Raw genomic sequence first — 14351 nt, forward strand, 5'->3', positions numbered from 1 at the left:
CCTGAGCAATGTCACCCTGAGCTTGTCGAAGGGCTTTAATTAAACGACATGAATTAAACCGGTAATGAACAAAAAAATGAAGACGATTACTTTCCCCCTACTTATAATAACAGGTATCCTTGCCATACAGGCATGCAAAAAAGGATACCTCGACATAGTGCCGGATAACGTGGCCACCATTGACAATGCTTTTGCCAACAGCATCGAAGCAGAAAAATACCTATATACCTGTTACACCTACCTGCCGCAGGAAGGACATCCGGATAAAAACCCGGCCTTCAGCGGCGGTGATGAAGCCTGGACCTACTGGCCCATGACAGAAGATTACTTCTTCCTCGATCCCTACAACATAGCCCGGGGAAACCAGAACCGTTCCAATCCCTACATGGACTACTGGCATGGTTTTGACAACAAAACATTATGGCAGGGCATACGTACCTGCAACATATTCCTCGAAAACATAGATAAAGTAGCCGACCTCCAGCCCTACATCAAAGAGCGCTGGATAGCAGAAGCCAAATTCCTGAAAGCATACTATCACTGGTACCTCTTTCGTATGTACGGCCCCATCCCCGTTGTAGATAAAAACCTGCCGGTAACGGCAGCGCCGGAAGACATAAAAGTATACCGCCAGCCGGTCGATTCGGTGATCAACTACATCGCCAACCTGCTGGAGGAATCAGCAGCCGGTGACGACAACACCGGTTTACCCATGACCATTACCAGTACATCTACCGAACTGGGGCGGGTAACCAAAGTAGCGGCCTTGTCTATCCGTGCGCGGGTGCTGGTCACGGCGGCAAGCCCCTTGTTCAATGGCAATACCGACTTTACCGGTTTAAAGGCCAACAACGGTGTCGCCTTATTCAATACCCAATACGATCCCTACAAATGGGGCAGGGCGGCCGAAGCTTGTAAAAAGGCCATTGACATGGCCAGCGCTGTAGGTATTAAACTCTATTATTTCAACGATGCTTTGTACGCGGTAGACCCGGCCACCAAAGTGGAAATGAACATCCGCAATGCAGTATGCGAGAAATGGAACAGCGAACTAATATGGGGCTCTACCGCCAGTGGTAATCCCACCTATTGGATACAGTTATTTGCCATTCCTCAGCTCGATCCCAATAACCTGAACCTTAACCTCAAGGGGAAACTGGCCCCGCCCTTAAAAATGGCGGAACTCTTTTACACCAAAAACGGCGTACCGATCGAAGAAGATAAAACATGGAACTATGCCGACCGTTTTAAACTGCGCACTGTAACCAGCCTGGATACCGGTATGCAGGTGGGATACCAAACGGTAGGCCTGCATTTCGACAGGGAGCGGCGGTTCTATGCCGACATGGCCTTTGATGGATCGAAGTGGTTTATGAAAAACGGTAACTACAACATACAATCCAAATCCGAACAGCACACCGGTAAAAAACAAAGCCGTTTATATTCAGTAACCGGGTACTATACCAAAAAGCTGGTCAACTGGAACCTCGTTTTTACGGCCAACAGTACCACGGTGGAGTCCTATCCATGGCCCGTTATGCGCCTGGCCGATCTCTACCTGCTATATGCAGAAGCATTGAATGAATCGGGCGATCCGTCCACTGCCTTATCTTACCTCAATCAGATCAGGGCCAGGGCAGGTTTATCTTCCGTGGAAAACGCATGGTCTGCCTGGTCCACTAAACCTGGCAAATACACGACGGTAGAAGGCCTCCGCGACATCATACGCCAGGAACGCTTAATAGAAATGGCCTTTGAAGGAAGCCGCTTCTGGGATCTCCGCCGCTGGAAAACAGCGCCGCAGGTCTTCAGCGCGCCCATCTATGGTTGGGATATCTTGCAAACTACCTATGCAGACTATAACAGGAAAGTGTTACTCTATACCCCCCGGTTTGTAGCGCCAAGGGATTACTTCTGGCCCATCAGGGAGTATAACCTGCAGATCAATCCCAACCTCGTGCAAAATACAGGTTGGTAAGGAGCCTTCTTCAAGGTCATTCACAAATAAAACGATCACATGAAACGAATACACATACTTTTCTTCATAACGCTGCTCATCCTCAGCGCCTGCAAGCAGGATGTGCTCGGCCCTGCTGAAAAAGACAACGTGGCGCCCGGACAGGTAACCAACCTGGCCGTAGTAAACCTCAACGGTGCAGCCAAAATAAGTTACGAATTGCCGGCCGACCGCGACCTCTTATACGTAAAAGCGCTCTATACAACTAAGCAAGGTGTAAAGGAAACCAAAGTAAGCCGGTTCAACAGCAGTCTCACCGTAGAAGGCTTTGGCGATACTGCCGCTTACCAGGTAAGCCTCTACGCAGTAGATAAAAGTGAGAACGCTTCAGCGCCGGTACAGGTAACCGTACACCCTTTAACGCCTGCTGTTAAACTGGTGCGCGATAGCCTGGAGCTAAGTCCCGATTTTGGCGGTGTCAACGTCAAATTCACCAACCATACAGAGGAAAGCCTCGCAATAATAGTGCTGGCCAATGATTCACTGGGCCAGTTCTCCCCCATATACACGCATTATACCAACCTGCGCAAAGGCGATTTCTCTGTCAGGAACAGGCCATCCGTACCTACGCAGTTCGGTGTATACGTACGGGATAGATGGGGCAACCTGTCCGATACGCTCATCGTAACGCTGACGCCCTTATTTGAGGAATTGCTCGACCGCACAAAAATGAAAGGTGTGGTATTGCCAACAGATGCGCCATTGGGACATGGCGGGAGCATCGCCGGTATCTTTGACGGCAATACAACCGGGGGGCATTACCATTCCAGTGACGCAGCCCGGATGCCGCAATGGTTCACCTTCGACATGGGTGTCACCGCCAAACTAAGCCGCCTCACCTGGTTCATGCGCCCCGGGTACTTCTATTCGCTGCACAATCCCCGCGTCATAGAAATATGGGGTTCCAACAATCCCAGCCCCGACGGAAGCTTCGATGCAAGCTGGACATTGCTCACAGCTTATACGCAGATCAAGCCCTCCGGTTTACCGGAAGGACAACTATCGCAGGCAGATACAGACGCGGCGCTGGCAGGAGAAACCCTGGTCTTCCCTTTAGATATACCCAAAGTTCGCTATATACGCTTCAAGACCCTCAAAAACTGGTCAAATGGTACCTATGTTAACTTCTATGAACTCATGTTGTGGGGAGATACCCATTAAAAAATACAACTGATGATGAAAACAAACATAAACATTGCGCTGCTCATACTCTCCATCCTGGCCGCAATAGGGCCGGCATGTACCAAAACAAGGGGCGATGCTTACAAAGATTACCTGAAAGGCGGAGAGATCGTTTACCCGGCACGGGTGGATTCCGTCATTGTGCAGGGAGGTTACAAACGTATTCAACTGTCTGTTATACTGGGCAATGATCCCCTGGTGAACAAAGTACGGATATACTGGAACAACCAGGCCGATTCTGTGAACGTAGGAGTTGATCATACAAAAGATACCGTACCGGTAATCATTCCCAACCTGGTAGAAGGGAACTATAACTTTACGATATTTACTTTTGACAGTGCCAACAACAAATCAGTTGTCTTTAATGCATCTGGCACCGTCTATGGCGATAGCTACGCAAGCTCGCTCGCCAATCGTACCATCAAATCGATCGTACAGTCTAAGAACGGTTTACAGATCATGCTTACCTGGGGTGAAGCGGCCGGTGGAGAATTAGGGACAGAAATCAGCTACCTGGGCAACGACGGTACAGCCCGTCAGATCATTGTGCCGTCAACAGAAACAGTGACCACCTTGCCCGATTACAAAGAGCTAAGCAAACTGACCTATCGTTCTCTCTATAAACCCGACTCCACCGCCTTTGAGAACTTTTCCCCGCCCATGGCAGAGATCACCTTGCCGGCCTTTGAAAGGGAACTGGATAAAGCAGGGTTCCAACTCGTGGTATTGCCCACCGATGTACAGGAAGGAGGATATGGCTGGCTGCAACAATACATGTGGGATGAAAAATACAACCCGCCCGGTTTTGCCACACGCAACCAGGTACCTTGCTGGTTTACGGTGGATGTAGGTCAGTCAGCAGCGCTCAGCAGGTTCAAAGTATGGCAAGCCAATGACCGCTTATTCCAACTGGAAAGCGTAAAGACCTTTGAACTATATGGCAGCAACAACCCTGATCCTGATGGAAGCTGGACCAGTTGGACAAAATTAGGAGACTATACTTCCATCAAACCGTCCGGCCTGCCGGTAGGACAGAACAGCCAGACAGACATTGACTATGCAAAGGCAGGCGAAGAATTTACAGCGCCGGGAGGTACACCGCCATACAGGTACTATCGCTTCAAACTGCTCACCAACTGGGGCAACAGGAGCTTTATGACCATCGAAGAATTTACCTTTTATACACACGATCAATAACCCTTATAGTTGTAAATAGAAATTATTAATAATGATGATCACGAGATCCGTACTCTTCTCTTTCTTTATTGCAGGTGCGATGCAAGGCTACACCCAGGTGAAACAACCGGTAGACTATGTAAACCCTTTCATCGGTACTTCCAATTCCAGGTGGATGTTATTCCCGGGCCCCACCATGCCCAATGGGATGGTGAAACTAAGTCCCGACAACCAGGGCTGGGTATGGCAGGGCGGCTATGATTATTCCATTGGCAGCATACAGGGTTTTTCGTTTATACATGGCTGGACAATGGCCGGATTGCTCACCATGCCGGCAAACGGCGACCTCGCATTAAACCCAGGCACGCCCGATGCCCCTTTCAAAGGAGCAGGGGCTGGCTACCATTCCCGCTTCAGCCACAAGGAAGAAAAGGCCAGCCCCGGTTATTATTCCGTATACCTGCTCGATCCCCGCGTTAAAGCAGAGCTGACAGCCACAGAAAGAACAGGTGTACAACGCTATACCTTCCCGGCCGACCAGTCCAACAGGGTCATGGTACAATTGAATCCCCCGGCAGAATATGGTTATGATCTAAAGGAGGCAGTAATCACCAAAGTAAACGACCGGGAAATACAGGGCTATGCGAAAACAGCCGCCGGCGGTTTCAATGAATACACCCTGTACTTCGTTATGCAGTTCAGTAAACCCTTCACCAAATTCCGCGGTTACCGCAACTGGAAGGAAATACCGGGCGATCAGGAAGTGAAAGCTGATAAGGAATTAGGCGTATACCTCACTTTTCCCACCGTCAAAACAGAACAGGTCATCGTGCGCACAGGCATATCCTTTGTTAGCACAGATCAGGCCCGGCTGAACCTCACAACCGAACTCAAAGGGTTTGAGGAAAACTTTGATGCACTGGTGAAGCGCAACAAGGCAATATGGAACAAACTGCTTAGCGTTATCCAGGTAAATGGCGGCACGGAAAAAGACAAAGTCAAATTCTACACCAACCTCTACCGTTGCTTTACAGCCAAAATGATCATGAGCGATGCCAACGGCAAATACATGGATGCCTGCGAAAACAGTCAGCAACTCCCGCAGGGCCGCAAGGCAATCATTGGTGGCGACGCTTTCTGGAATACCTACTGGAACCTCAATGGGCTTTGGTCACTGGTCTCGCCTGGTATCATGCAGCAGATGGTGGAAACGCAACTGGAGATGTACGAAAAAACAGGATGGACCTCCAAAGGACCGGCAGGCGTGGAATATTCAGGTATTATGGAAGGCTCCCATGAAATGGCCTTGATGACGAGCGCTTACCTGAAAGGCATTATAAAGAAAGACGCTGATATAGCCTGGCAGGCCATGAAAAAGAATGTGGAGGTAGAACCTGCCAATACCTGCGGCGGCTATCCCGGCAATCCGCAGATCACTACCTATGCTAATAAGGGATACGTACCCATTGAAAAAGGGGTTACCTCTAAAACGCTCGACTATGCCTATGATGACTGGTGTGTAGCCCAGATGGCGCGTTTTTTACATAAGGAAGAGGAGGCAGCCTTTTTCTTAAAACGCTCCGGCAACTGGCAAAAGGTATTTGACGCCGCCACTGGGTATGTTACACCCCGTAAGGAAGATGGAACTTACATAGCAGACTTTGATCGTTTTTCGGTAAAGCATTTCGTGGAGGGCAACAGTTGGCAATACTCCTTCTATGTGCCGCACGACATTCCGGGTGTGGTAAAAGCCATGGGGAAAGACCGTTTCCTCAACAGGTTGACGGAAGGATTTCAGAAATCTGAATTTCATAAGTTCGCAGCCCATGCCCTGGACCGTACCGAAGGCCAGTCGGCCGAATACTACATCAACCACGGCAATGAAGTCAACATGCAGGCGGCTTACCTTTTCAACTATGCCGGCCGTCCCGACCTGACGCAATACTATACCCGCAAAATATTGGATACCTTCTACGACGATTCACCTTACGTAGGATGGAACGGCGATGAAGACGAGGGCCAGATGGGCGCTTGGTTTGTCCTCAGTGCGTTGGGCATTTTCGAAATGAACGGCGGCACCTCGCCCGACCTGCGGGTAGACATCACCAGCCCGCTCTTCAGTGAGATCATCCTCCAACTGGACCCGGCTTTCTACAGTGGAAAACAATTTGTGATCAAAGCATACAACAATTCAGCAAAGAATAGCTATATCCAATCCATCAAACTCAACGGACAAACCATCAAAGATCATCACATCAGCTTTCAGGATATCACCAAAGGAGGGAAGCTGGAACTATGGATGGGTCCTGCACCAGCTCATCATGCTACCGCTTACAATAATCAGGAGGTCATCACAATGGGCGATTCAGTCAAAACAATGGCTGAGCAATTGATCCAAAAAGGATTCAATGCCGGCGAAGGGTACGGCGAAGTGTGGATCAGGGACCTGAACACCTTTATGGAAGTAGCTTGTAAGGTCCACGATAAAGAAATGGTCAGGAAAAGCCTGGTTACCTTCCTCCTCTTGCAGCAGCCTGATGGGGCCATTTTAGACGGTTACGTGCCCAATCCCAAGGGTTCAGGCGTACCCTATAACTACTACCACTCCGCGCTGGCGCCCGGTTATGCCGGCCATAAGAACACGGTGGAGACCGACCAGGAATCTTCGCTCCTGCAGGCAGTAGCGAAATACATCCGCATCACCGGCGACAGGTCTATCTTAACCGACACCGTGGCGGGGAAGTCCATTCAGCAACACCTCGGGCGTGCGCTGCAGTTCCTGCTCACTAAACGGTTCAATACAAAATATGGATTGATCTGGGGCGCTACAACTTCCGATTGGGGCGATATACAACCCGAGCACGATTGGGGTGTTGAACTCAATGCCGATACCCACCAGGCGATAGACATCTATGACAATGCCATGTTTCTCATCGCCATCAATGATTACCTCAGCTTTGCCAGGCTCTCTGCTAAAGAGCGTAAACATTGGATCAATACCAGGGACAATCTTAAAAGCAACATACGAAAGCACCTCTGGGACGAAGCCAAACAAAAATACCGCCCACACATCTACCTCAACGGATCGCCCTTTCCGGCGGCCTTCGATGAATCAGCCATTTACTACCATGGCGGCACTGCAGTGGCCATAGAAGCAGGCCTGCTCAGTAAAAGCGAAGTGAAACAGGCTTATGAAAAAATGAAGGAGAATGTAAAACAAGCCAATGCTGCCACCATAGGGCTCACCCTATATCCTGTTTATCCGGCCGGCTATTTTAAGAACGGGGGCATGGGGCCGTACTCCTATCAGAATGGCGGCGACTGGACCTGGTTTGGCGGAAGAATGGTGTCGCAGCTTATCCGGTACAACCTGTTGGAGGAAGCCAGCGAAGCCATTGAACCCATGCTGGCGCGCGTACTCAGGAACAAAGGTTTTTACGAATGGTACACCCCCGACAACCGGCCACAGGGCTCAGCGGGCTTTAAAGGAGAGGCCGGCGTTTTGTGGACCGCTATTACACAACTAAAAGAAAAAGTGAATGGGAAGAAATAACATGGTTATTGTATAAAATACACCTCCGCGATCTTTCCGTCCCTGATCTTATAAACAGCGATTGCCTTCACCGGCTTGTCACCAAAGCCGGTTACATTCTCCTGGTCTATCACCGTATTGCCTTGTACAATGCGGTTCACCAACTGGCAGTGTAACTCCTTTACATTGGCAAACATAGAGCTGTAGCTTTTGCGCATCTCCTCCTTTCCTTTCATCATCAGTTTGTCCGGGAAACCATAGATCCGCACACTGTCGCTGTAAGGTTCCAGGAAGGCGTCAATATTCCTTGCATTATATGCATTCAATTGCTGCTGCGCCAGTATCTCTGGAGTCACGGCTACCAACTGTTGCGGCTGCATAGGCACGCCCCGGTGGATCACCGTATGAATATGGCTGAGCGTAGTAATATCCTGCAGTGGGTCCTTATCAAGTAGGAGCAGGTCGGCTACCTTGCCTATCGAAATACTGCCATAATCCTTGTCCTTACCGAAACCCTTGGCCGCATTGATCGTGGCAGCGCGGATAATGGCGGCATTGCTCAGGCCTGCCTGCTTCATCACCAGCAGCTCATCATAAAAAGAAGAAGCATGGTGTGTGCCGATATTACCGGCATCGGTACCGGCTACCACCAGCACGCCGGCATCCTGCGCCAGCTTCACATTCGTCAGCATCGTGCTGTCTCCCTTATCAGGTACCTGCAGGATATTACGCATCTTCTTATAATCAAATATCAGCTTGCTTTTCTCAATATGCTGCACATCCATCAGGGTGCCAAGCATAAACGGATCGGCATACCTGAGATCATGGGCCGTAAAATCAAATTGCTGGGTGAAAGTGCGGTTATAATTCTGAGCTACAATAAGCGTAGGGATATATACCGTTTGTTTGGTCTTCAGCAATTGCAACATCTCATTATCCAATACCTTATCATCAATACTGTGTACCAGTATATCTGCACCGGCGGTTACCGCCAGCCTGGCCGTTTCATATTCTGTGGCGTGTACCGCTACCTTCACACCATGGGCATGACTTTCCGCGATCGTTGCTTCTACAATAGGTAAAGTCTTTTCCGCTTTTTGCCCCGGCAATACGATATACCATATCTTAATAAAATCAGGTTTATAGGGAAGTTGCTTCCTCACCAGCTCACGCGCTTCCTCCGGCGTATTCACCTTAATAATGGGCGGGTCTTTCTTGTCCAGGTTGGGTGGCAGGTAAGTAGAAACAAGCGGTCCGGTTACCCAGGCATTGGGCGCAGCAACATAAGCGTTCACTGAATCGCGGATACTGTAATTACTCATAGGGCCGCCCACATCAATCACCGTAGTAATGCCACAGGCCAGGTAACGACCCATCAGGCCATACAAATTATCCTTGACCCATTGCTGGTCTTTTTCATAAGGGTACACCTTATTCAGGTTTATACCATCCGGACGGGTATACAGTCCACCACTCTGGAAAAAGTGGATATGGGCATCCGTCATGCCCGGCATCAGGTACTTCCCGCTGCCATCAATCACCGTGGCATTGGCCGGCGCCTTCACCTTTTTGGAAGGCCCCGCAGCAATGATACGGTCCTGCTCAATCACCACAGTCTGGTCAGCCTCCACCTTCCCCGTCACCACATTGACCACATTTACTTTGTTGATCACAATAGGAATGGTGGGCTTATCAATCTTACCGGCCGCAGGGGGCGCTTGAGCAAACGTCGAAAGAGAAAGACTAGTCAGGACAGATAACAACAAGGGGTGTTTTTTCATGAAAAGGTTACTTTTTAGTGCTTTAAAGATAACGCGTCTCCCTACGGAAAAAGAAAAACCATAAAAAAATGCTATAATCCTGTAAGTTTTCACCCGTTACGGCGATTAACTATCAAACGGCAGCATTGGAAAAACAATTTGTAACCCTCATAAACCAGCACATCGGCTTGATCTATAAGGTCTGCAACATCTATTGCCGCGACCCGGAAGACCGCAAAGACCTGTTCCAGGAAATCATCCTGCAGCTATGGAAGGGCCATTCCACCTTCCGGCAGCAGGCGCAGTTTTCCACCTGGCTCTACCGCGTGGCACTAAACACAGCCATTTCTAACTATCGCCGGGCAGTCAGGAGACCGCAGTCATCCCTTACCGAGGCCGGTATTGACATTCCTGATCCCGGGGAACTCAGCTTTGGGGATGAAAAAATAAAGCTGCTCTACAAGGCCATAGAACAGCTCACCCCGGTAGAAAAGGCCATGATCCTCCTGCACCTCGATGGCTGCACCTATCATGAAATAGCAGCCATTGCAGGCATCAGCAACAACAACGTAGGGGTGAAGCTCAACAGGATCAAAACCAAACTGGAAAAAATATTATTAGTATATGACATTGAACTTTGAACAACTGCAAACTGCCTGGGCAGATTGCAACCGGAAATTAACCGCGCAAAAAGCATTGAGTGAAAAACTCATCGTGACGATGGCCAGGGAAAAGTCCCGCTCCACATTAGCCGCCATGCGGCGGCACAATATAGGTATGGTGGGCTTATTCCTCTTTTACACAGTTTTCTTTGTCTCCTGTATCGTCGGCGACGCATTCGATTACCCACACCCGGTATACTACATCCCCCTGGTCGTGCAGGGTATTACCTGTTTCATATTTGCATTATTGCTGCTCAGGGTTTACAGGAACATCGGCAGCGTACAACTAAGCCGGGAAGACCTCGCTTCGGGTTTGCGCAAAGTCATCCGTGTCAATGAACAGCACCTGGTGCTCAGCCACAGGATCTGGTGGTGTTACTTCATAGCAGGTACTGTCTTTCCGCTTACCTTCCTGCCAAAGGCGTTGTCGCACCGTGCCATGGCAGAAGCGATTCTGTATACTGCCATCCCCGTGGTCATTGCCGGTCTATTGGTCCTGCTGGCAAAAAGGATGGGCCTCTTCAAGGACCGTAAAAATGAATTACTCAAAAGAAACCTCCTCGAACTGGAAGCCCACCTCACCGAACTGGAAAAGCTATAAACCTACCGCGCTATCTTAGCGGCCTCTGTAGGTGGCACAGGAGCAGGTACGGGGTTCTTCACAGGCGGCAATGACTGCAAATAAGTATACACCGCTTTCAGGTCTTCATCCGTCATCTGACCGATCATCTTCCAGGGCATGGGAGGTAAAATAGGGCGGCCACCTTCCTGTCCCAGGTGCTTGCCGGTGCGTAAGGTCTTTACAAAAGTTGTTTCACTCCAGGCCCCGATACCGGTGGTGGAGTCAGGCGTAAGATTGGCAGCATAACTAATGCCCCACGGTCCTACAGCAGCCGTAATATCACCGGCAAACAGCAGCCAGTGCCCGGGCTTCAATGCCCTGGGATCTACCGGTGGCAGCGGACTGCCGGCAGGATGGCCCGATAACAGGTGCTCTTCATCCAGCTCCATGCCTTTCGGCCCGAACTTCTTGGGCGAATGGCAGTCATGACAGCCGCCAATCGTAACAAGATATTTCCCACGCGTCACCAGTTCTCCGGTGGTGAGTTCCTTGCTTGATGGAACAGTAGCTGCTTTTTTCTCAGCCTGTGTACCACAGCCAACCGTGAAAAATACTGCAGTGCCGGCCAGCAGGCCAATAATACCATACAGCATTCCTTTCTTTTTCATGTCAAATCATTTTTAAAGTTCAATAAAATCCTACCTGCAGGTGATAGAACACCAGCAGCATAGGCCAACGCTTCCGGACGCTCAGGCTTCCGGTTCTAAATAGCAGGATGAAAGGATTGGTTAAGAATTGTGTGTGGGAGAAGGAGCTGTAAAAATAAAAAAAATCCTGCAGTGAGGGCAGGCAGTCGTATCAATTGCAGTTTTGTTAGTATGAATTGCCCACTTTATACATCATCCAGCAGATAAACGCGGTGATCACCACCACTACCACCCATTTGTACTTATCCCAGAGATCACGACGCTTTCTTTGTTGTACAGCTTCATCAATGGCCCGGAGGCTAAGTTCATCAGGCCCGGCTAACTTAGCCAGCAGAAGGGCAATGGGTTGCAGGTAGGAGAGGGGTAAGGGTGTTGCCGCTTTCAGCAAAGTCCTGCTCACGGCGCGGTTGGTTTGAACATCATTAAACTGCTGAAGGATGCCAATATTGGCGTCGCTCAGCAACTGCCGGATATGAAAGCTCAGCGCATCATAATCCACCTGGAAAATATTCATCGTCACCACATAATTCTTCAGCCGCTGGCATTCATCCAGGATAGCAGCAGGGGTGAGGGGGCGTTGGGTGAATCGTTCACCAATGCTGCGGTTAAACCAGCGTTTATAATTATAGGCTTCACGCTGTTTCGGGTCCGACAATACTTCCCAGGCCTCCTGGATCTCTTTAAAAACAGCTTCAGATACAGGGGAGTCTCCGTTCTTATCCGGGTGGTACTTCAGTGCCAGTTTCCGGAACGATCGCTTGATCTCCTCCTGCGTAGCCACCGGTGCCACTTCCAGTATCTTATAATAATCTTTTAACTGCATATATAATATCAGACTGAGCCCGTCGAAGCCCTGCGAAAATAGGGCCTATTTGCTTACTGAATTAAACAACAAAACCCTAAGTTTGCCGTTTTAATAAACGGAATATACCTATTCCCCTAAACGCTATGAAAACCACCACTCCTCAGCAGGCTGCCGGCAGCCTTTTTTTAATAGCTGGCCTTCTTTTTCTCTTCAGTTGCCAAACCACGCCCAATGCCAATATAGCCCTTGCAGCGCCGCCACCGGCAGCAAAAAAAACTGCTACGGATAAGGTTGCACCCGCTGCAGCCACTACAGTAACGCCTGCGGTTCCTGTTGATGCAGCTACCATCATGGCCAGGCCGGAAGTACCCATACTCTGTTATCACCAGGTGCGTGAATGGCGAGATACCGATTCCAAAACAGCGCAAAACTACATCGTGCCGGTACAAACCTTCCGCGATCAGCTAAAAATGCTGGCCGATAGTGGTTATCATACCATCCTGCCCGATCAGTTATATGCATACCTTACCACCGGCGCACCCTTGCCATCCAAACCCATCATGCTCACCTTTGATGATACCGACCTGGAACAATATACCGTGGCCACGCCCGAAATGAATAAATATGGTTTCAAAGGCGTATTCTTTATCATGACTGTTTCCCTCGGAAGGCCCCACTACATGAGTAAAGCACAGGTGAAGGAGTTGGCCGATGCAGGCCATACCATTGGCTCACATACCTGGGATCACCACAACGTAAAACAATACCAGGGACAGGATTGGGTAGTACAAATTGAGAAACCTTCCAAACAACTGGAACAAATCACCGGTAAGCCCATTAACTACTTTGCTTATCCGTTCGGGCTTTGGAACCCACAGGCCATACCACAACTGAAACAACGTGGTATGAAAGCTGCTTTTCAGCTATCAGGCAAACGGGATATCAATGATCCCTTATATACCATCAGGCGCATCATTGTGCCGGGAGCCTGGAAGCCTGCAACACTGCAATCCTGGATAAAGAAAAGCTTTTAAGAACGCAATAAAAAAGTAATACAGTTCATACCCCGTTTAATTCGGTCTATTCTTTCTGATTGTCTTTCTATAACGTTCCCTCTTTTTACCGCTAAGCGGTTCTCTACATTTGTCGCGGTTGTAGGTTACATATTTCGCTAACAGATAAAGTGTAGAAATCATGAAGGTATTAGTAGTAGAGGGAGAGCAACGCGTGATCAGGATACTGGAGCGGGCACTCAAAAGGATTGACCACTCCATCCGTATCATTGGAACAATTCCCGCTATTTTCGCATCCGCCCATTGGCTCGAACAACATGGCATTCCCGACATCATCCTGATGAGTGAACAAGTCGCGAAAGAACACCAGATCATTGATCTGTCAAACGACAGGATCAATGCTACCGTCATCTTCACCGTGCAATCAGATCAGTTCACCTTTTATGCTTTTCGTCCCGGCCACGTAGAGCGGCTGTTGCCCGCTGCTTTCATTAGCAAACCGCAGGAGGCAGGATATGCTGCCAGCTTAACAGCCCCTGCTCAGGTGAAAACAGTCACCACACAGGCAGTACAGGCAACCTGGCGTACCCGCTTCCTTGTAAAGCAGGGACAAAAATTTGCATCTATTGAAACGGCCGCCATCTCTTACTTTTTTTCTGAAGGACGCTTCATCTTCTTTAAAACCTTCGACAGCCAGAAATACCTGGTTGAGTACACCCTGGAGGAATTAGAGTCCATGCTCGATCCGCAACAATTCTTCCGCATTAACCGCTCCCTGCTCATTGCCTTTAAAAGCGTGGAGCAGATACATCCTTACTTTGGCAACCGCTTAAAACTATTCCTGGATCCGGTCATGGAAAAAGACATACTGGTAAGCCGTGAAAAAGTAAATGACTTCAAAATGTGGCTTGGTCAGTAGCCCCATCTCCGGTAAA

The 14351-nt window shown here is 49.3% G+C and carries 11 protein-coding genes; 8 read left to right on the forward strand and 3 right to left on the reverse strand.

Going from position 1 to position 14351, the window contains the following annotated elements; all coding sequences use genetic code 11:
- The first annotated feature begins 76 nt into the window (after positions 1–76).
- From HB364_RS21580 to HB364_RS33205, 4 genes are read left to right on the forward strand one after another with little or no spacing between them, the layout of a single operon-like run.
- The gene (locus HB364_RS21580) at positions 77–1978 is read left to right on the forward strand and encodes a RagB/SusD family nutrient uptake outer membrane protein (protein ID WP_167290390.1); all 1902 of its coding nucleotides are present in this window, start codon (positions 77–79) and stop codon (positions 1976–1978) included.
- Positions 1979–2017: 39 nt separating this feature from the next.
- Positions 2018–3178: a DUF5000 domain-containing lipoprotein gene (locus tag HB364_RS21585; protein ID WP_167290391.1), complete on the forward strand. Its 1161-nt coding sequence runs from the start codon at positions 2018–2020 to the stop codon at positions 3176–3178.
- A gap of 15 nt (positions 3179–3193) precedes the next feature.
- Positions 3194–4396: a DUF4998 domain-containing protein gene (locus HB364_RS21590; RefSeq protein ID WP_167290392.1), complete on the forward strand. Its 1203-nt coding sequence runs from the start codon at positions 3194–3196 to the stop codon at positions 4394–4396.
- Positions 4397–4430: 34 nt separating this feature from the next.
- On the forward strand, positions 4431–7928 hold the full coding sequence (locus HB364_RS33205) for a GH92 family glycosyl hydrolase (protein WP_246228566.1): 3498 nt from the start codon (positions 4431–4433) through the stop codon (positions 7926–7928).
- A 5-nt stretch (positions 7929–7933) separates the two neighbouring features.
- On the opposite strand, the gene HB364_RS21605 is transcribed toward HB364_RS33205, so the two are convergent.
- Positions 7934–9688, reverse strand: coding sequence for an amidohydrolase family protein (locus HB364_RS21605; protein WP_167290393.1), 1755 nt, complete (start codon positions 9686–9688; stop codon positions 7934–7936).
- A 125-nt stretch (positions 9689–9813) separates the two neighbouring features.
- Between HB364_RS21605 and HB364_RS21610 the strand changes: the two genes are divergently transcribed.
- Both HB364_RS21610 and HB364_RS21615 read left to right on the forward strand, forming a co-directional pair.
- Positions 9814–10308, forward strand: coding sequence for an RNA polymerase sigma factor (locus HB364_RS21610; RefSeq protein WP_167290394.1), 495 nt, complete (start codon positions 9814–9816; stop codon positions 10306–10308).
- Entirely contained in the window at positions 10292–10930 is a 639-nt protein-coding gene (locus HB364_RS21615) for a hypothetical protein (protein ID WP_167290395.1), read from the forward strand. The genes HB364_RS21610 and HB364_RS21615 overlap by 17 nt, the downstream gene beginning before the upstream one ends.
- A 2-nt stretch (positions 10931–10932) precedes the next feature.
- Here HB364_RS21615 and HB364_RS21620 read toward each other — a convergent pair whose 3' ends face one another.
- A complete protein-coding gene (locus HB364_RS21620) occupies positions 10933–11559 on the reverse strand; it encodes a c-type cytochrome (protein WP_167290396.1) in 627 nt (208 codons plus the stop codon).
- 205 nt (positions 11560–11764) lie between these two features.
- Entirely contained in the window at positions 11765–12421 is a 657-nt protein-coding gene (locus HB364_RS33565; RefSeq protein WP_167290397.1) for a J domain-containing protein, read from the reverse strand.
- A 125-nt stretch (positions 12422–12546) separates the two neighbouring features.
- Between HB364_RS33565 and HB364_RS21630 the strand changes: the two genes are divergently transcribed.
- Positions 12547–13437 (forward strand): polysaccharide deacetylase family protein, encoded by an 891-nt coding sequence (locus HB364_RS21630; protein ID WP_167290398.1) that lies wholly within the window; start codon positions 12547–12549, stop codon positions 13435–13437.
- 160 nt (positions 13438–13597) lie between these two features.
- Positions 13598–14335, forward strand: coding sequence for a LytR/AlgR family response regulator transcription factor (locus HB364_RS21635; protein WP_167290399.1), 738 nt, complete (start codon positions 13598–13600; stop codon positions 14333–14335).
- Positions 14336–14351: the final 16 nt, after the last annotated feature.

The organism is Paraflavitalea devenefica, from assembly GCF_011759375.1.
Classification (GTDB): Bacteria; Bacteroidota; Bacteroidia; order Chitinophagales; family Chitinophagaceae; genus Paraflavitalea; species Paraflavitalea devenefica.